Origin of the sequence: unidentified bacterial endosymbiont (genome assembly GCF_918320885.1) — a bacterium.
Lineage (GTDB): Bacteria > Pseudomonadota > Gammaproteobacteria > Enterobacterales.
This window is the reverse complement of record NZ_OU907312.1, coordinates 901327-920691: the sequence shown is the minus strand read 5'-3', so window position 1 is coordinate 920691 and position 19365 is coordinate 901327. Positions and strand designations below refer to the sequence as shown.

The 19365-nt window shown below is 48.5% G+C and carries 15 protein-coding genes, 4 tRNA genes and 1 pseudogene; 10 read left to right on the top strand and 10 right to left on the bottom strand.

Annotation, left to right across the window (positions count from 1 at the left end; all coding sequences use genetic code 11):
* Positions 1–64: 64 nt before the first annotated feature.
* The 9 genes from ileS to NL324_RS04580 all read left to right on the top strand — a co-directional run bounded on the left by ileS (position 65) and on the right by NL324_RS04580 (position 10695).
* The gene (gene ileS / locus NL324_RS04620) at positions 65–2899 is read left to right on the top strand and encodes an isoleucine--tRNA ligase (protein WP_253306521.1); all 2835 of its coding nucleotides are present in this window, start codon (positions 65–67) and stop codon (positions 2897–2899) included.
* Complete coding sequence (gene lspA, locus NL324_RS04615; protein ID WP_253306520.1) at positions 2899–3393, top strand: signal peptidase II; 495 nt, start codon at positions 2899–2901, stop codon at positions 3391–3393. The genes ileS and lspA overlap by 1 nt, the downstream gene beginning before the upstream one ends.
* A 76-nt stretch (positions 3394–3469) precedes the next feature.
* On the top strand, positions 3470–3943 hold the full coding sequence (locus tag NL324_RS04610) for a GNAT family N-acetyltransferase (RefSeq protein ID WP_253306519.1): 474 nt from the start codon (positions 3470–3472) through the stop codon (positions 3941–3943).
* A gap of 93 nt (positions 3944–4036) precedes the next feature.
* A complete protein-coding gene (locus tag NL324_RS04605; RefSeq protein ID WP_253306518.1) occupies positions 4037–5224 on the top strand; it encodes a nucleotide sugar dehydrogenase in 1188 nt (395 codons plus the stop codon).
* The gene (wecB, locus tag NL324_RS04600; protein ID WP_253306517.1) at positions 5221–6321 is read left to right on the top strand and encodes a non-hydrolyzing UDP-N-acetylglucosamine 2-epimerase; all 1101 of its coding nucleotides are present in this window, start codon (positions 5221–5223) and stop codon (positions 6319–6321) included. Before NL324_RS04605 ends, wecB begins: the two co-directional genes overlap by 4 nt.
* Positions 6318–7439, top strand: a complete 1122-nt coding sequence (locus tag NL324_RS04595) for a glycosyltransferase family 4 protein (RefSeq protein WP_253306516.1) — start codon at positions 6318–6320, stop codon at positions 7437–7439. The genes wecB and NL324_RS04595 overlap by 4 nt, the downstream gene beginning before the upstream one ends.
* Positions 7408–9075, top strand: a complete 1668-nt coding sequence (locus NL324_RS04590) for a glycosyltransferase (protein WP_253306515.1) — start codon at positions 7408–7410, stop codon at positions 9073–9075. The genes NL324_RS04595 and NL324_RS04590 overlap by 32 nt, the downstream gene beginning before the upstream one ends.
* Positions 9068–9991, top strand: a complete 924-nt coding sequence (locus NL324_RS04585; protein ID WP_253306514.1) for a radical SAM protein — start codon at positions 9068–9070, stop codon at positions 9989–9991. Before NL324_RS04590 ends, NL324_RS04585 begins: the two co-directional genes overlap by 8 nt.
* Positions 9988–10695, top strand: coding sequence for a polysaccharide deacetylase WbmS family protein (locus tag NL324_RS04580; RefSeq protein ID WP_253306513.1), 708 nt, complete (start codon positions 9988–9990; stop codon positions 10693–10695). The genes NL324_RS04585 and NL324_RS04580 overlap by 4 nt, the downstream gene beginning before the upstream one ends.
* On the opposite strand, the gene NL324_RS04575 is transcribed toward NL324_RS04580, so the two are convergent.
* The 6 genes and pseudogenes from NL324_RS04575 to miaB form a co-directional block, all read right to left on the bottom strand.
* Positions 10678–11622 carry a 2-phosphosulfolactate phosphatase gene (locus tag NL324_RS04575; RefSeq protein WP_253306512.1) on the bottom strand — a complete coding sequence of 315 codons (945 nt, stop codon included), beginning with the start codon at positions 11620–11622 and terminating at the stop codon, positions 10678–10680. The genes NL324_RS04580 and NL324_RS04575 overlap by 18 nt on opposite strands.
* Positions 11623–11926: 304 nt before the next feature.
* On the bottom strand, positions 11927–13108 hold the full coding sequence (locus NL324_RS08280; protein ID WP_301282757.1) for an SEL1-like repeat protein: 1182 nt from the start codon (positions 13106–13108) through the stop codon (positions 11927–11929).
* 163 nt (positions 13109–13271) lie between these two features.
* Positions 13272–14786: an apolipoprotein N-acyltransferase gene (gene lnt / locus NL324_RS04560; protein WP_253306511.1), complete on the bottom strand. Its 1515-nt coding sequence runs from the start codon at positions 14784–14786 to the stop codon at positions 13272–13274.
* Positions 14783–15670 carry a CNNM family magnesium/cobalt transport protein CorC gene (gene corC, locus NL324_RS04555; protein WP_253306510.1) on the bottom strand — a complete coding sequence of 296 codons (888 nt, stop codon included), beginning with the start codon at positions 15668–15670 and terminating at the stop codon, positions 14783–14785. The genes lnt and corC overlap by 4 nt, the downstream gene beginning before the upstream one ends.
* Positions 15663–16157 (bottom strand): rRNA maturation RNase YbeY, encoded by a 495-nt coding sequence (ybeY, locus tag NL324_RS04550; RefSeq protein ID WP_253306509.1) that lies wholly within the window; start codon positions 16155–16157, stop codon positions 15663–15665. The genes corC and ybeY overlap by 8 nt, the downstream gene beginning before the upstream one ends.
* A gap of 46 nt (positions 16158–16203) precedes the next feature.
* Positions 16204–17523, bottom strand: a pseudogene (gene miaB / locus NL324_RS04545) (tRNA (N6-isopentenyl adenosine(37)-C2)-methylthiotransferase MiaB); the annotation flags it as partial.
* Between the two features lie 97 nt (positions 17524–17620).
* Here miaB and NL324_RS04540 point away from each other — a divergent pair.
* Entirely contained in the window at positions 17621–18805 is a 1185-nt protein-coding gene (locus NL324_RS04540; RefSeq protein ID WP_253306508.1) for an FAD-dependent monooxygenase, read from the top strand.
* Between the two features lie 70 nt (positions 18806–18875).
* On the opposite strand, the gene NL324_RS04535 is transcribed toward NL324_RS04540, so the two are convergent.
* The 4 genes from NL324_RS04535 to NL324_RS04520 all read right to left on the bottom strand — a co-directional run bounded on the left by NL324_RS04535 (position 18876) and on the right by NL324_RS04520 (position 19249).
* Positions 18876–18950, bottom strand: a tRNA-Gln gene (locus tag NL324_RS04535).
* Positions 18951–18971: 21 nt separating this feature from the next.
* Positions 18972–19046, bottom strand: a tRNA-Gln gene (locus NL324_RS04530).
* Between the two features lie 37 nt (positions 19047–19083).
* Positions 19084–19169, bottom strand: a tRNA-Leu gene (locus NL324_RS04525).
* A 3-nt stretch (positions 19170–19172) separates the two neighbouring features.
* Positions 19173–19249, bottom strand: a tRNA-Met gene (locus tag NL324_RS04520).
* Between the last annotated feature and the right edge of the window lie 116 nt (positions 19250–19365).

The following is a 19365-nucleotide window of genomic DNA, read 5'->3' as shown; positions in this document are numbered from 1 at the left end:
CTCTTCTATGCTATCATCGAAAAAAATTTAATTGACGCTAGCTTAACCAGTGATTTGGGGCTGTATGAACGACTATAAAGCCACACTTAATTTACCGGCTACTGATTTCCCTATGCGGGCTTCCCTCAGTCAACGGGAGCCACAAATTCTTCAGCGCTGGGCCGCACAGAACTTATATGCCGCCATTCGTCAGGCCAAACAGGGCTGCCCACGCTTTATCTTGCATGATGGTCCCCCCTACGCCAATGGGGATATCCACGTGGGACATGCGGTCAACAAAATTTTGAAAGATATCATCATTAAATCCAAGGGGTTCGCTGGCTTCGACGCCCCCTATATTCCTGGCTGGGATTGTCATGGCTTACCCATTGAGTTAAAGGTGGAGCAGCAGTTAGGCAAAGCTGGAGAGCGCATCAGCATTGCCGCCTTTCAGCAGGCGTGTCGTGACTATGCTAGCACGCAAATCGCGCATCAGAAGCGGGATTTTGTTCGCTTAGGGGTGCTGGGAGATTGGCAACACCCCTATTTGACCATGGATTTTAAGACCGAAGCGGAGACGCTGCGGTTATTGGCGACCATTATCGCCAAAGGCCATCTCTACCGCGGGACTAAACCGGTGCACTGGTGTACCGCCTGTCGTTCGTCACTGGCCGAGGCAGAGTTGGAGTACCAGGATAAAACCTCGCTCTCATTAGAGGTGCGGTTTGTGGCGGCGGATAGGGCAGCGGTGTATCAGCGTTTCGCGCTCTCTGAGCCCGGTACAGCACCGCTATCGGCGGTGATCTGGACTACAACCCCCTGGACCCTGCCCGCTAATCGGGCGTTAGCGCTGAATAACGAGGCCACCTATCAGTTGGTTCAAATCGGCGAAGGTGAGCAGACAGAGTGCCTGCTGTTAGCAGCCGATCGGGTCGCCGCTTTGATGCAGCGCTGGCAGATTGCCCAGTGGCAGCTGCTGGGAAGTGCCGTCGGTGCCGCCTTAGTCGGGCTACAGTTCCGCCATCCCTTTTACGCCTTTGAAGTTCCGACCGTGGTTGGTGAGCATGTCACGACCGACAGTGGGACCGGAGTGGTCCATACGGCACCCGGGCATGGTCCGGAAGATTTTATCGTGGGTCAACAGGCCGGCTTGGAGATTGCTAATCCGGTGGGTGATGATGGCCACTATCTGCCAGGCACGGAAGCCTTGGCAGGGGTTTCAATATTGGCGGCTGATCAGCCCATCATAGCACTACTACAACAACGGGGGAGCCTACTGCACCAGGAGAGTATCCAGCACAGTTATCCGCACTGTTGGCGTCATAAAACCCCGGTGATTTTCCGGGCGGTTCCTCAGTGGTTTATCAGTATGAGCCAGCAGTCGTTGCGTGAAACGGCCTTACAACAGATAGCCACCGTCACTTGGGTGCCCGCTTGGGGTGAAGCCCGCATTCACGCCATGGTCGCTTCGCGGCCAGATTGGTGTATTTCACGCCAACGCACCTGGGGGGTCCCCTTGGCCCTGTTTACGCACAAAGAGACCGGTCAGTGTCATCCGAAGAGTGTGGAGCTGTTACAGCAGGTGGCCACTCGGGTAGAGCAACAGGGGATCAGCGCCTGGTGGGCACTAGAGGCAGCAGAGCTGCTCGGCGATGAGGCGAAAGACTACGATAAATCGGCGGATATCTTAGATGTTTGGTTTGATGCTGGCGCGACCCAGACCACCGTGATGGCCTCTCGGTCGGCCTGTGAGGTGAGTGATCTCTATCTTGAGGGCTCTGATCAACACCGTGGCTGGTTTATGTCCTCACTGATGCTGGCCACAGCAGCCTACGGCAAGGCCCCCTATCGGCAGGTGCTGACGCATGGTTTCACGGTGGATGCTAATGGGCATAAGATGTCTAAATCTTTGGGCAATGTGGTTAGCCCGCAGGAGATCGTAGAGAGCTTAGGGGCTGATGTACTGCGGCTCTGGGTGGCGGCCACCGATTACCGGGCCGAAATGAATTTTTCACCGAGCATTTTACCCAGTATGACCGATCTATACCGGCGGATCCGCAATACGGCACGCTTTTTGCTGGCCAACTTAAACGGGTTTGATCCCCAGCAGCACCAGGTAGCGCCACGCCAGCAGGTGCTGCTCGATCAGTGGGCAATGGCTCGGGCACAGCAGGTGCAGGAGAGTATCGTCGCCGCTTATGAGCGCTATGATTTTCATACCGTGGTGCAGCGGTTGATGCACTTCTGCTCGATCGAGATGGGCGCTTTTTATCTGGATATTATTAAAGATCGACAATATACCGCGCGCGCTGACAGCCTGGCGCGCCGCAGCTGTCAAACGGCGCTCTATCATATTGCTGAGGCATTGGTTCGTTGGATAGCCCCGATTCTCTCGTTCACTGCGGAAGAGATCTGGCAGCACCTGCCGGGCGCGCGCAGTAGCTCGGTATTGATGGAGCGTTGGTACCCAGATCTGGCGGTCACCGTGAGCCATCCGATTTTAGATGATAAGGGCTGGTCACAGCTGATGACCATCCGTGATGCCGTTAATGTCGCGCTGGAACAGGCGCGGTCACAGAAGATCATCGGTGGTGCCTTGGCCGCCTCCGTGGTGCTCTACGCCCAATCGCCGTGGGCCGAGTTATTACTAGCCTTGGAGGAGGAGTTGCGCTTTGTGTTGATCACCTCACAGGCTCGGGTTGAGATCATCACCGCGCCGCCTTCGGACAAAACGCTACAACCTACCAGTCTGCCTGGGCTCTTTATCACCGTCACGCCCGCTGCAGGCAGTAAGTGCCCACGCTGCTGGCACTATACTACGGATCCGGTGGTAGTGGATGCGCTAGGGGAGCCGAGTGGACTGTGTCAACGCTGCCATAGCAATGTGCAGGGGGTCGGTGAAAGCCGGCGGTTTGCCTAATGAGGCTGCTAGCGCTGCTGAAACGGGGAGAGGCGACTGGCTTGCGCTGGTTGTGGGTTGCGCTGCTGGTTGGCCTACTTGATCACTTCAGCAAGCAGTGGATTGTGCAGCACTTTATGTTGGATGAGGTTCGCTACTGTCTCCCCTGGCTCAATTGGGTTCATGTGCAAAACCCAGGGGCAGCTTTCAGCCTATTGGCCAACGATCCGGCCTGGCACTGGCTACTGGCCGCCGCCGCTGTGTTGGTGTGTGGAGTACTGTTGGTCAATTTAGCGCGGCAGTCGGCAAGCCAGCGATCGCTCAATCTGGCCTATACCTGGGTGATCGGTGGTGCGCTGGGGAATCTCAGTGATCGTCTGCAGACGGGTGCGGTCATCGATTTTATCGACCTGCATCTGGCAGGTTGGCACTGGCCCGCCTTCAATGTGGCTGATAGTGCGATTTGCTTAGGGTGTGCCTGGTTACTCTGGCTGTCGTTTCAGGGCGCAGAGTAACCTGGTGAGTGGTGGGTTGATCGACCCAGTACCCCAGTCTGAGATCAAACCAGGATTAAAATGCGAGGTCCTATAGATGATCCTCTCCGGCTGCCACCTGCGTCAGGCACTCCCTGCCGACATCCCTGCTCTGTTCAAGGTAAGAACCAGTGTGCGAGAAAACTACTTGTCCATGGAAGTGCTCGCCCAATTGAACATTACCCCTGAAACACTGCCAAACCTGCTAGCGGGGGCAGGACGGGGTTGGGTGGTGGAGTTTAGTCGTAAAATTGTGGCATTTGCTATGGCCAATGCCAGTGAAAAAACCATTTTCGCGTTGTTTGTGCTCCCTGAGCACGAAGGAAAAGGATTAGGCCGGTGGCTCATGAAAGAGGCCGAACAGTGGCTATTGAATCAAGGCTGTCAAGCTATCTGGCTGCTGACTGATCGGAATCCTCAAGTGAGAGCCAATGGTTTTTATCGGTATTTTGGCTGGCAGGATGATGGCGTGCAGGCCAATGGTCAAATTCGGTTGATTAAGCATTTGAAACTCAGCTGCCATCCTGGATAAAATTGGCGAGGAGCCATTGGATAATGTCCGCATCAGTAGGAGAAAGCAGTAGAGGGTTCAGAACGATAACAGGCGCTTAATAGGGAGGTCAAGATGTCCACTGTTCTGCAGCATAACCTTAAAAAACGGGTATGTATTACAGGGTTAGGTCGTGTAGGGCTTCCTATAGCTTGTCTCTTAGCCACTTCGGGTTATGCTGTTCTTGGAGTAGATACTGATGATGAAGTCGTCAGAAGCGTACAAGCAGCCAATTTAATCCATTCAGAAAAAAATCTACAAAATTTATTAATCAGCGCTCTCCGTAATCACTGTCTTGAGGTATCGAAAACAGTTTCGCCAGCCGAGATACATATCATTGCTGTTCCTACCCTTTTAAACTCAGAAAACCAGCCAGATATTGCTTATGTGCACCAGGCTATTGAAGCTCTGAAGCCGCATCTTCGATCGGGAGATCTCATTTTAATTGAGTCAACTTGCCCTATAGGAACCACCGACACGATAGCCAAAGCGTTACGAAGTGTCTGTTCTGATCTCTCTGTAGCTTACTGTCCAGAGCGTATTTTTCCAGGAAACACTCTGTATGAGCTGGTACATAATAGTCGTATTATCGGGGGAGTCGATGATACTTCGACCCTGCAGGCTGCAAATTTTTATCGCTCATTTGTTTGCGGAGAGATTATCACAGCTAATGTACGAGTGACAGAAGCGGTTAAGCTAGCTGAGAATGCTTATCGAGATATCAATATCGCTTATGCCAATGAGCTGTCAATGATAGCTGATCGTATTAATATAGATATTAATGAATTAATTCGACTGGCCAACAAGCACCCACGTGTGAATATTTTAAATCCAGGTCCAGGGGTCGGTGGTTATTGTATAGCGATTGATCCATGGTTTCTGGTACCCGCCGCGCCCGATCTGACCGTTCTCATTGCAAAAGCGCGAGCAGTGAACCTACAAAAAACAGAGTGGGTGATTCAAAAAGTAAGAGAGGCCATCAAAGACAATAACGCCCAGGTGATTGCTTGCCTAGGATTAACCTACAAACCAAATGTTTCAGATAGCAGTGCTTCTCCGGCATTGACTGTAGCAGAGACTCTAGAAAAAGAGATCGAGGTGCTTCGAGTTGATCCCTACCTGCCGAATACTCAGCCACTGTATGAAGCACTGATCCGTGCTGAGATTGTAGTCTGTCTTGTTGCCCATCGTGAATTTCAGAATATTCCTTTACACTGTCTTGATAAAAAAATTCTCCTAGATTTTGCAGGAGGTTTGACATGAAATCTGTTTTAGTGGTGATTGGCACCCGCCCTGAAGCGATTAAGCTTGCGCCAATTGTAACGGCCATGAGTAACAGTCGTTGCTTTAACTATCAAGTCTGTCTTACTCAGCAGCATACAGATTTACTGGAGCCTGTTCTATTGCCTTTAGGAATAAGCGCTCATTATAAATTGAAAAATAGTAGATCTCACCGTTCGCTGCATCAGAGTGCTGCTGATATTCTAAAACAGTTTGAAGCAGTTTTAATCGAATCAACACCCGATCTTGTCCTGGTGCAAGGAGATACTACCTCAGCATTTATCGCAGCACTGGCAGCGTTTTATTCGGGTATTCCAGTGGCACATGTTGAAGCGGGACTAAGAACAGGTGATATTGGATCACCCTGGCCTGAAGAGGGGCATCGCTGTTTAATTGATAAACTAACGACCTATTTCTTTGCCCCCACCTTAGCAGCACAGAAAAGCCTGCTTGCAGAAGGAGCCCCCCCTGAGAATGTTTGGGTTGTCGGTAATACCGCGATCGATGCTATCAGGCTAGCACGCGGTTCTTCAACATTAACTGAAGATTTTTCTCAATGGCGCGTGATCGTGGTGACGATTCATCGACGAGAAAACCATGGTGAACCGCTTCAAGCGATCTGTTCTGCTCTCCGATCGCTTGCTGAACAGTTTTTAGAGATACAGATTGTATTTGTACTGCACCCAAATCTTGCAGTGCGTCAACCTGTCATGGAGATGCTGTCAGATATACACAATATCAAGTTGCTTGAACCCCTCGATCATCGATCATTTATCCAGCTTCTAGAGAAGTGTACCTTTTTAATAACAGATTCTGGAGGTATTCAAGAAGAGTGCTCTTTTTTAGGAAAGCCTATTTTGATAACACGGAATACGACTGAAAGACAAGAGGGGCTGCAAGCCGGCACTGCCAGACTGATAGGCACTAAAGCCGATCATATTGTGGCTTGCTGTCAAGAGTTACTGACTAACGAAGCGGCGCTAACTGCCATGTCGAAAGTGCATTTTCCCTACGGTGATGGTTATGCGGCAGAACGTATTGTAGATATTTTAGAGTGCAAGCTTTGTGAGAATTTATGACGACTCCTCATAGTATTCTATTGTTTGCAGATCGTCTTCCGCCTCTTATTGGGGGGATGGAAATGCATGCGGCTGCCTTTATTGATTATTTTACTGACCATCAACACTTTCCCCTGTCTGCTGTTATTACTAAAAATGACAATGAACAAGATTGCATAGTATTAAAAGAAAATAAATATCCTATCGATATTAAAAATTTGCCAGAAAAGATTACTCCAGATTTTATTTTTTTTAACAGCGGCAGATGGATTGAAGAATTAGAAAAAATTCGAGCTCTATTTCCTAGAGCCCGATTTTTCTATCGTACGGGTGGCAATGAAATATTAAAAGCGTCGCTGACACATGATCTGATCCTTGATCATAAGCTAAGACAGTCTTACTGGATTAAAACGCTTAATCAGGTAATCGATACGCTGATCACTAATTCAGTCTATACGGAGAGACGTCTTCTTAAAGTAGGGATAACCTGTCCATTTTTACGTTGTGTCGGTGGGGTGACTATTTCTGCTTTAAAGCCGGTAGCATCAAACTCTCAACGACCCTTAACTATCTTCTGTGCTGCCCGTTTCGTCCCCTACAAGAACCATGACCTGTTACTCTTTATAATCCATCAACTTTTATTAAGAGGAAATCAATTTTGCGTCCGATTGGCAGGAGATGGTCTGTTGCTCGAGCAGGCAAAAGAGCAAGTTTTAAGCAACCATCTGACACCTGTTATAGAATTTTTAGGGGTGCTAGATAATAGAGAAACTTGTCATGAAATTGCTTGTGCAGATGTTTATATGCAGCTCAGTAGTGATCTGTTAACAGCAGTGCCTGGAGGCTCTTATATTCACTCAGAAGGTATGGGTCGCTCTATTTTAGAAGCTATTACAGCAGGTACTTTTGTGATCGCAGGCCGAAGTGGAGCGCTTCCTGAAATTATTACAGAGGCTAGGGGGATTCTGGTTGAACTGGATAATTTAAAGCACTTAATAGAGAGAATAGAAGCGGTGCTTTGTCATTTACCACCGCGCGGTGATTTTATTGAGGATTTTAGTTGGGAGAAAATTTTTAAACGCTACGAAGGATTATTTGAGAGATCTCATGAAAATATTATTGATCACAGAAAAATGTAGTCCAAATCTATCTCAACGGGATGGTGGATCTAGGTTGGTCAGTACGATTAAAGAGGCTTTTGGTGATGCTCTGAAGATTATGCAGTTTGGTCCTGTAACAGACTCCACCACCCCCTGGCACTTTGAGTATCCTTTTAATTTATCCAATCGGTTTGAAAGGCGACTCGCCAATAGTCACTTTATTGCAGAAAAAGTCAAAGCTGTTGAAAATCTCTTTACTCATTTTATTTTTATACATCTCTCTATGCAATTTAGTCTGGTCAATATTCCTGTACAAAAAGGAGTACACATTTGGACATTTCCGATGTTCCTGACCCCCTCTTACCTGGATTCTGGAGAGCGTGTTCCAGAAAGTTACCAGGAGATGGAGCGTTTGGCATTGGCACTGTCTACCAATATTTTAACGCCAAGTCCTTTAGAGAAGCGCCAACTGATAGAGGTTTACGCTATTCCAGAGGAGCGGATTCATATGATTCCAAGAGGTGTTGATAGACAATTTTTTACACCCAAAGTACGCTTGATTAATGGACCTCTCAGGTTTTGCAGTATCGGCAGTATAAAACCTCAAAAAAATACGCTGGGATTGATTCAACTATTTTACCGTCTGCAGCAACGCTTTCCAGACGCCACACTTCGCGTGATAGGCGCTACTCAAAATTCTGAATATTGTAGTCAAGTCCATGCTGAAATTCAACGTTTAAAGCTAACCCGTTTTATTGAGTTTTCTGGTTATATCTCTCCGGAAAAGCTTTCATTAGAACTTGAGCAAGCCCATTTTCACCTCTCTACATCCACCTGTGAAACCTTTGGCCGCTCAATATTTGAAACCCTGGCTTCTGGGATTCCAAATATTGCAAGAAAAAGTGGAAATGCTGCTGCTGAATTTTTAGAACACCTCCCTTATACTAGATTTACAGATAGCGATGATGAAGCCTTAAAGGCAATCGAGGAGATGCTGCCAAATTTTTCAAAGCTTTCATCGATGGCTCTTGAAATAAGTGATTTATATAACAATGAAATGCTCTCACAACTGATCGTGGCTAAAATTTCTAATCAAGCATCTATGGCAATCAGTGATTTTGATGGAACGCTTTTTCATAAAAATAATCCTGAAAAAACCCATCGATGTCTAGATGCTTTTAAGAAATTCCCAAGACGAATTATCTGTAGTGCCCGTGCCACTGATGATTTACTCCAACTTATGAATGATTATGATTTAGAGGTTGAATGGATTGTGAGTTACAGCGGGGCTGTTGTCACCAATGGACGGGGCGATTTACTGTGGCGTTTTCCTCTCCATTTAAAGGAGATCACCTGGTTAGAATCATTAATTCCACAAGCTAAACGTATAGAGCAAGCAGGAGAGATACTCCAGATCGCCATACCCATTGAAACGGTTCCACAGCGGTTAGGTCTTCGTATAGAAAAGTATCAAGAGCGTGCTTTTATTCTAAGTTGGGAAGCCTCTAAATTTAAGGCAATTCATAAACTTTTGCATTATATACGCTGGCCTGGGCAAGTCTGCGCCTTTGGGGATGGTCCTTACGATGCAGAGCTATTAACTTATTTTGATGGTACTTTTATTTCGGATTTTTCTAGTGATTATCGTTACAAACAGGAGTTTATCAATGACTAGATCTTATTATAAGGGTTATTGGATGGTGACTAATCGATGTAATTTACGTTGTAGCTATTGTGTGCTTGAGAACGCCCCTTATCAATTGAAATCTGAGCTTAATCTTAATGGAAAGAAAGAACTTGTTTCTCATTTGTACCATCACTTTGATTTTCGCAGATTAACACTCTCTGGTGGAGAAGTGGTTATTTTTGGAAAACATCCTCCAAGTGAATTTATTGAACTTCTACGACATCTACGCACGTTCCGTTCCTCTGATCCTCTCAAGAATTTAGAAATAGAGATCTATACAAACGGCACACGCCTTGATGAAACAGTTGCCTCTGAAATGCAAGGGGTGGTTGATACTGTTGCAGTGACCATAGATGGTGTTAAAAACAGCTTTTTGACTGATATTGGACGCAATCATAGAGGCTATAACAATTATTTTGACAATATTGTGGAGGTCTGTAGTTTACTGTCTAAAAAAGGTATTGAACTTAAACTTCATAGTGTTATTGGACAAAAGAATCATCTGTTTCTAGCAGAGGAACTTCCTTTTATTTTTGATGCGGTAAAAGCGGCTGGTGGTCACATAGCTTGTTGGAAGTTTTTTCAATATATGTCTTATGATTCTCCAGAACGAGATCAGTTACATGCTATTTCAGATGATTTATATAATCATTTCAAAGAACAGGCTAAGCGTGCTCTTGAGGGACGTCATCTTCGACTTCATTTTAAAGATAATCATGAAATGAATGCCTCGCTCTTTAATATTCTTTCGTATGGAAATGCTCAATATATGCGAGATAATGATAGTTGGTCAACCAGTCAACGTACAGAGGATCTACGTGCTTATGCTTCACTGTCAGAATTGTTTGCTAAGCATGATATTGATGAAAGTCGTTTCCGTCGTTTTCATGAGATATCCCGATGAGTCATCTAATTGTAACGGTTGATATTGATTGGGCTTGTGAGTCTGCTATTGAGGAAACCCTTGATTTTCTTAAGGATAAAAATATTTTACCCACAATTTTTTCGACACATCACTCCTCTCGAGTAGAGGCGAGCATGTCAGAGATAGAGATCGGTCTTCATCCCTATTTCGACTTAAATTCATCACAGGGCTCCTGTATAACAGAAGTTGTTAAGTATGTGATGGATTTGCCTCACAACCTGCCTGCTTATCGCTGTCATCGATTTGCTAGCTGTAATGTCTCTAGACAAGCGATGGCTGAAGCTGGTCTGTTGATCTCCTCGAATGTCTGTACTGATTTAGAAATTGTTCCCCCATTTAAAGATCGTTTTGGGCTTCTAGAAGTTCCTATCTTTCTGGAAGATGGTGGTTATTTATGGCAAAAACATCCCCTAGAAATTAAGCAACCGCTTATGGAGAAGATAGTCAGCAATGAAATAAAAGTAATCACCATACATCCTATGCATTTTGCTATCAATACGCCACACTTTCATTATATGCAGGATATCAAAAAATCGGTCAATCGTCAATCGTGGAGCACGATGAGAAAAAAGACTTTAAATAATCTCCGTTGGCCAGGAAGAGGGATTCGAGATTTGATGATTGATTTGTTACAGTGCTCACCTCAAACATCCTCTTTAGGTGTTTTACTGGCACCGTCTTAAAATAGCATAGTCTTTTTTTATGATGGCTTGAATGGCGAAGCTAGGTTGTCCCATCTCCAGGCATCGCTTAAAATCTTCATGAGGATATTGCCATTGATCTTGAGAGAAAAAATAACTCCCTGAACCTTTTCGAAGCGCAGGGATAAATTTTTCTATAGTTATTTTTTCGTTATTAATTAAAGTAGCGATAGAGAGAGCACACACATGATCTTCTAATGAAGGAGTCGTAGCCTCATGCCCCATTGGCGCTAGAGTAATCTTTGGATTAACGAGTTTACGAATATATTCAGCAGTGGCTTCAGCGTTCACAAACCCTGCTACCAGTATGATATCTGCATTCTGAGCAAGAAAAATTCCCTTGGCCCCAGCTTCTGTTCTGTGAAGGACTGAACGACCAGTGACTGAGAGCTCTGCGACACGTGTTGGAGAATTTGGAATATCATAAGCAAGTGCTGCACCTCTCTCAGACTTCCCAATGAGTAACGGGTGCTTACACGCTGAGGCTAATCGAGCAATGACCTCACTTTTTGTGGTTATCCTGTAGGAATTTGGGTGCTGTTCTAACACATAAGCTGCTGTTGTAAAGGCTCGAAAGGCATCAATAACGACGGTAACCTGCAGTTGGTTTGGTAGATCTGCTGCTAATTTTACAGCGTGATCTTGAAGATTGACCAATTGGATATTTTTATACTGAGTTAAAGCTAATTCAACTGTATGAATAAGCTCCTCTTCTCTTAAGAATCTAGCCTCTAAATCTATTGTACGACTACTCTTTTGCCACTGGTGTTTTTCTGCTGTTATCGCAGATTGTTGCATCGCTTGTAGGTTGACTAGCTTGCAAAAAAAGAAAACTATGGATAATAAAAATATATTTTTTAATAAATTGATGACGTTATAGACTAGAGTAATTTTTTTACTGAATATCATGGAACACTCCCGCTTTCTGGAACATCCTCTATTATTTTCTCTTCTTTGAACACCAAGAGACAAGTCATCTGTCTGAAAATGGTGTACAGATCTATGGTGAAATTCGGTTGATTAAGCCATTGTCCTCAGGAACGGAGCGCTTTGAGGCCCCAGGTGGTGATCAAAAAGAGTGTGCTGAATAGCCAGGCTGATCTTCAGGCCTAGGCTCGGCGAAGGCCATTAGAAAAGCCCCCGCCTTCAGACTCATTTCACAGTGGATAAGAGTACAGTTCACACGATATCTTGAGCTACTCCGTGCCCTCTGCTATATATCAACCCAATCATCCTCTTCAGAGACGCCACACCCTTTTTCAGTCACCAACCCAAGATTATTTTGTGCCTTGGGATGGCCTTTCTCAGCCGCCTTACGGAACCAACTCATCGCTAGCTCATTATTTTGAGGGACACCACACCCTTTGTAATACATAATCCCAAGATTATTTTGCGCATAAGCATTTCCTTGCTCAGCGGCCTTACGGTACCAAGTGGCTGCCAACTCATCTTTTTGAGGGACGCCGCGCCCTTTTTCAGTCATAAACCCAAGCCACGTTTGTGCATCAGCATTTCCTTGCTCAGCGGCTTTACGGTACCAAGTAGCTGCCAGTTCATCATCTTGAGGGACGCCCCGCCCATTGGCATACATAGCCCCAAGATTATTTTGCGCACTAGCTGAGCCTTGCTCAGCCCCCTTACGAAACCAAGTGACAGCCAGCGCCTCATCTTGAGGGAGGCCGCGCCCATGGGTATACATAGTCCCAAGATTATTTTGCGCCGTGGCATTCCCTTGCGCAACCGCCTTATGGTACCAATTCACTGCCAGTTCATCATCTTGAGGGAGGGCGCGCCCATAGGAATACATAAACCCAAGATTATTTTGTGCATTGGCATTCCCTTGCGCAACCGCCTTATGGTACCAATTCACTGCCAGTTCATCATCTTGAGGGACGCCGCTCCCCTCGACATACATAACCCCAAGATTATTTTGCGCCTCCGCATGGCCTTGCTCAGCGGCCTTACGGTACCAAGCGACTGCCAATGCATCATCTTGAGGGACGCCGCGCCCATGGGCATACATAACCCCAAGATTATTTTGCGCCTCCGCATGGCCTTGCTCAGCGGCCTGACGGTACCAACTGACCGCTAGTGCATCCTCTTGGGGTACTCCGTGCCCTTCTTGATACCTAACCCCAAGACTATATTGCGCCTCCGCATCTTGGGGAACACCTTGTCCATTCTTATCTGTAATCCCAAGGCTAGGATGCGTCAGAGTAGCCGATGGCTCATGAGCTCTGATCATCCCCTTTAAAGATTCGGCATAGGAGGCTAGTGGGTCCAACGCCTCCACCCCACTGCTTTGTGAGTCAGACCCACCTAGCTCAATGCTAGCTTGAATACCTCTACTGTTCCCTCCATGACCAAGGGTTAAAATCTTTGTACTATCTTCCATATCGCTCTTCTCTCCATGCTGTTCTGCTCCAGTAAAAGCAGATTATATTACCCATTTAATCTCATTCAAAAGCCTATCCTACTGGCACATCCTAGAGAACATTGATAATGTTTCTCCTGTGTGAGTCACTCTAGGGTGATGTTCGGTTTATAAGCTATTGTCCTCAGGGACGGAGCGCTTTGAGGCAGCAAGCACTGATCAAAGAGAGTGTGCTCAGTAGCCAGACAACGGTGTTGCCCCAGCGCGCATAGGGCGTTAGGCCAGTGGTCGGGATGACGGTAGCTTGTAGTACCCCTGCGGTGAATTGGGGCAACAGCGCACTCACCTGGCCTTGCGACTGCACAACAGCGGTGATGCCGGTGTTGGTCGCGCGGAGCAGTGGGCGACCTAGTTCTAATGCTCGCATCTGTGCCATCTGTAGATGTTGCCAAGGGCCATGGGTGTCGCCAAACCAGGCATCATTGGAGACGGTGAGTAAGAAATCGATAGAATTGGCAAAATTGGCGCGGATCTGCTCTCCTAGAATAATTTCGTAGCAGATGGCTGGGGTCAATTGGCGATTGGCCGTGAGGAGCGGTGCTTGCTGATAGGCGCCACGGCTAAAAGAGGACATCGGTAGATTAAACAGGGGCGCTAATGGGCGTAGTAGCCAAGCCAGTGGCACAAATTCTCCAAACGGTACCAGATGATGCTTATGGTAGTAGCGATAAGGGGTGGGTTCTCCCGCAGACGATCCGGTAAGCACCAATAGCGCATTAAAGTAAGCATCTGTGCTCTCGTGATGGCTGATCCCGGTGATCAAGCTCTGATGTGGATTTAGACGTTGCGCGAGCTGTTGTAAAAAAGCCCGTTGACTGTGATCAGTGGCTGGGATCGCCATCTCTGGCCAAATAATCACTTGTGCTTGTGACAGCAAGGGTTCTGTCAGTTGCCAATAGCGCTGCAAGGTCGCCTGGAGTTGTTCCGGTTGCCATTTTAGCGATTGAGCGATGTTGCCTTGGACTAACGCCACCGTGGTAGCGCGCTCGGGCAGCGGCTGCACCCAAGTATAGTGGCGTAACGGATAGGCCAGCAGTAGACCCAACGGCAGTAGCCAGAGACGCCGCCAGCGCTGATTAAACCAAGCCCAACACCCTAGGCCGCTTAGGCTGATCAGCACCCAGGTGATGAGGTTAACACCCCCGAGTGGCGCCAATCCGACTAACGGTCCGTCGATCTGGGTATAGCCCCATTGCAGCCAAGGGAAGCCACTCAGCAGGTGACTGCGCAACCATTCGGTAAGCTGCCAGAGGGCCGGCGAGGCCAGGAGAAAACGAGCGGCAGTCGGGCGCGGAAACCCCCGCGTCAGCAGAGCCGCGAATAACGCTGGATAGAGGGCCAAGTAGGCGATCAAGAGTAGCATCAATAGCACGCCAACCACCCCGGGGAGTCCGCCAAACTGTTCAATACAGTAGTCGATCCACCACAAGCCACAGCCAAAGAACCCCATCCCCCAAGCAAAGGCGATAGCCGCCGCCTGGCTCGGGGAGCGGTTGAGGATTAAGCCTAATAGACCCACTAGGGCTAGCAGTGCTGCCGGCCAGCACTCGTACGGGGAAAAGGCAAGAACCCCCACGGCCCCCAGCAGAGTGGCCAGTAGACCCGCCTGCCAAAGGGAGCGCTGAGAGAGGCTACTCATCGAGTGGCGAGGGTTTTATGCTGGCTAGTTTTTTTAGCGCATGGGCGGGTCACTTGTAGCTGAATGATATGGCGACTGTCTGCTCGCGTGACTTTAAAGTGGTCATTCGCAATCGTGATGGTTTCACCCGGTGTTGGCAGATGGCCAAAGGCCTGCATGACTAACCCGCCAATAGTGTCGACCTCTTGGGTCGGATAATGAGTCTTAAAAGCTTCGTTAAACACCTCGATAGGGGTTAAAGCGTGCACTGAAAAGGTATAGTCGTTGAGTTTCCGGATAGCCACCGCACTGTCATTAACATCATATTCGTCAGCAATGTCGCCAACGATTTGTTCTAAAATATCTTCAATAGTCACTAGACCAGAGATGCTGCCAAATTCATCGACAACCATCGCCAGATGATAACGCTGGCAACGGAACTCTTTGAGCATGCGCTCAACCCTTTTGCTTTCTGGCACGACGACCGCTGGGCGGAGCAGTTGATCGAGATCAAAGGGCTTGGCATCGCGCCGCATATAGGGAAGGAGATCTTTGGCTATTAACAAGCCCTCAATATGATCTTTATCTTCGCTAATGACAGGGAAACGGGAGTGGGCTGATTCAATAATCACCTTCAAGCACTGCTCAAGCGATTGCTGACGTTTGAGTGTCACGATTTGCGAACGCGGAATCATGATATCTCGCACCCGCAGCTCAGCGATGCCCATGACCCCCTCCAACATATCACGGGTATCATTATCAATCAGATCATTTTGTTCGGAGTCACGGATCAATTCAATCAGATCATCGCGATTCTTAGGTTCATCATGGAATAAATAGTTAAAGAGGGAGGCGAATATCCCCCGTTTATGAAGGGGTGAGGAAGCAGCTGGTTGATCATTCATAGGATGAGGATTGATCCATTGGAGGGTTTTCACCGCAGTAGGGATTAGCATAACCTAGGGTGTGTAGGATAGCAGCTTCCAGAGATTCCATCTCTTCTGCTGCTGGATCAGTGTCATGGTGATAACCGAGTAGATGCAAGCTCCCATGAATCACCATGTGCGCCCAGTGAGCCATTAAAGGTTTTTGCTGCTCACAGGCTTCGCGTTCTACGACTTGACGGCAGATGACCAGATCCCCTAGCAGGCAGGGTGTTAAAACGACGGTCGCCTCATAGGGAAAGGAGAGCACATTGGTTGGATACGCTTTTCCACGGTAGTCTCTGTTCAACTGCAGGCTTTCCGCTTCATCCACCAGCCGAATGGTCACTTCAGCCGTGTGATGATGCTGGTTGACGGTAGTCTGTAACCAATGCTGCAGAGTATCGACGGTGGGTAACCCCTGGGGATCACGGCAGGCAATCTGTAAATCAACTAGGATAGGGGGCATGATGAGGAGGTTAATGGGCTCGTTGATTCAAGGGGACTGTCGGAGTGATCACCTGGCCTCTCAGTGAGTTAGTATAGACGTCGGTGATGGCGACTTGAACGAACTGCCCGACCAGCTTAGGCTCACCTAGGAAGTTGACGATGCGATTATTTTCCGTACGACCGGTCAGCTCCATAATATTTTTTTTGGAGGGTCCCTCGACCAAAATCCACTGGTGGGTGCCTAACATTTGGCGACTAGTGATCTGGGCCTGTTGGTTAATCAGTTGCTGCAGACGGTACAGGCGCTGTTTTTTCTGTTCCAGGCTCACGGTATCCGATAGGGTAGCGGCGGGAGTGCCGGGTCGTGGTGAAAAGATAAAGCTATAGCTCAGATCAAAATTGATCTCTTTAACCAGTTGTAAGGTTTGCAGGAACTCCGCTTCTTGCTCGCCCGGAAAGCCGACGATAAAATCGGAGCTGATCTGGATCGTTGGACGGACTTGGCGTAGTTTGTGAATGATGACTTTATACTGCTCCACCGTATGGGTACGCTGCATCAATTGTAGAATAGAATCAGAACCGCTCTGGACTGGCAAGTGGAGATGGCTGACCAAGGCGGGGGTATCTTGATAGACTGCAATGATGTCGTCGGTAAACTCAATAGGATGGCTGGTGGTAAAGCGTAGCCGATCAATGCCCTCTAAAGCTGCTGTTAGCCGGAGCAATTCGGCAAACGAGCAGAGCGAGCCATCATGATGTAAACCCCGATAAGCATTAACATTTTGTCCCAATAGCGTGACTTCACGGACGCCTTGTTCTGCCAATTGGGCGATTTCAAACAGAATATCGTCGACTAGACGGCTGACTTCAGGCCCGCGGGTATAAGGGACCACACAGTAGGTACAGTATTTATCACAGCCCTCCATAATGGAGACAAAGGCGGTAGGACCTTTGGCATGGGGGGCTGGCAGTGCGTCAAATTTCTCGATGGCAGGAAAGCTAATATCCACGACGGCTCGTCGCTCGCCGGTGGCCTGTTGAATGAGTTCAGGCAGCCGGTGCAGTGTTTGCGGCCCAAAGACCATATCTACATAGGGCGCCCGCTGGAGGATTTGCTCACCCTCTTGCGAGGCGACACAGCCGCCAACCCCAATGATCAGCTCGGGACGCCGCTGCTTGAGGGTACGCCAGCGGCCTAATTGGTGAAATAGCTTCTCTTGGGCTTTTTCACGGATAGAGCAGGTATTTAATAGCAGGACATCCGCCTCTTCAGCCTCAGGCGTTAATTGATAACCCTGGATATGTGCCAGTATGTCCGCCATTTTTGACGAATCATACTCATTCATCTGACAACCCCAGGTTTTAATGTAAAGCTTTTTGGTCATGGTATTACTCGCTAAACTGGGACTAAGTCGCCTGCACCGTTGGGGTGGGTATAGTGTATTGTAATCGTTTGCTCAGGCAAATGTTAGAGGTGACAGCGTGGTACATTACGAGTGTGTCGTGGTCGGCGGGGGCTTGATCGGGGCAACGGCTGCCTTGGGTTTGGCACACCAGGGACGGTCAGTAGCCCTATTGGAAGCCATGACGCCCTTGCCCTTGATGCCTGCTGTGCCGCCAGATATCCGCGTTTCGGCCCTCAACAGCCGTTCGGTGGCACTCTTAGAGCGTTTAGGAGTTTGGAGTGCGAGGACTGCCCTGCGGGGTGCACCTTTCCGTCATTTGGCAGTCTGGGAGCAGGGTGCTCCATCGATAGTCTCTTTCTCTTCAGAGAGTCTACAGCAGCCTTACCTGGGCTATATGGTCGAGAATCGAGTGTTACAGTACGAACTGTGGCAGCAGTTGATCACGAATCAGCCGCTTACACTGTATACCCCAGTGACGTTACAACAGTTGATTAGGGCTCAGAAGGGCTGGCAGTTACGGCTGAGTGATGGACGGCAACTGACGACCTCACTGGTCATCGGCGCTGATGGCAAACACTCAGCGGTGCGTCAGCAGGCGGGCATTGGCATGAGTGGCTGGCAGTATCGGCAACAGTGTCTACTCATCACCGTACAGACGGAACAGCCGCAGCAAGCGATCACCTGGCAGTGTTTCTATCCCAGTGGCCCCCGCGCTTTTTTGCCCTTAACGGATCATTGGGCGTCATTAGCTTGGTATGATACGCCAGACAGGATTCGGGAGTTACAAGCGCTCTCTTGGCCACAATTGACCAATGCCATCCACCAGGCCTACCCGGAGCGCTTGGGAGCGGTTACAGCGACGGCTGCTCAAGCGTTTCGGTTAGAGCGACAGCATGCCGCCCGCTACTACTTGCCCGGATTGGTATTGATTGGTGATGCCGCCCATACGATTCACCCATTGGCTGGACAGGGCGCTAATCTTGGTTTTCGAGATGTGGTGGCACTGCTCAGTGTGTTGGATCCACTTCCCTCCCTAGAGGAGGCGATCAACTTAGAAGTGTCTTTAAAGCACTATCAGCGGCGGCGCCAGGATGATAATCGGTGGATGCAGCGTGCCATGGATCTGATCTATCAAAGCTTTAGCACGCAACGAGCACCACTACCTTGGATCCGCCAGCTGGCGTTGCGCAGCGTTTCGCGATGCACCTGGTTGAAACAGGGGCTGCTGCATTATGCCTTAGGATTATCGCTTGAAGGATGAGCCTGAACTCTTCCGAAATGGGATGATCACTGGCCATGAGGTCAACTGAGGAGCAGGCGGTTACAACAGATGGCTGGGGTACTAGGATTCGAACCTTCGCATGGCGGGATCAAAACCCGCTGCCTTACCGCTTGGCTACACCCCAATAACTGACAGGAGGCGCTGATGGCTGGGGTGCCAGGATTCGAACCTGGGCATGGCGGGATCAGAACCCGCTGCCTTACCGCTTGGCTACACCCCAAAGCGCCGATACTTCAACCAACAACTTTAAAAAAATCTGGTGCGGGAGGTGAGAATCGAACTCACACACCTTACGGCGCCAGAACCTAAATCTGGTGCGTCTACCTAGTTTCGCCACTCCCGCGAGTGGTGGCTACGACGGGAATCGAACCTGTGACCCCAGCATTATGAGTGCTGTGCTCTAACCGTCTGAGCTACGTAGCCAGAACAACTGTTTATGGGTGTTGCCATGGACACTGAGGGCCGAATTATGCGCATCTAGACACAGAGCGTCAACTGTTTTTTGCGCCCAGGGTTATCCATGCAGCATCATCGGCTGA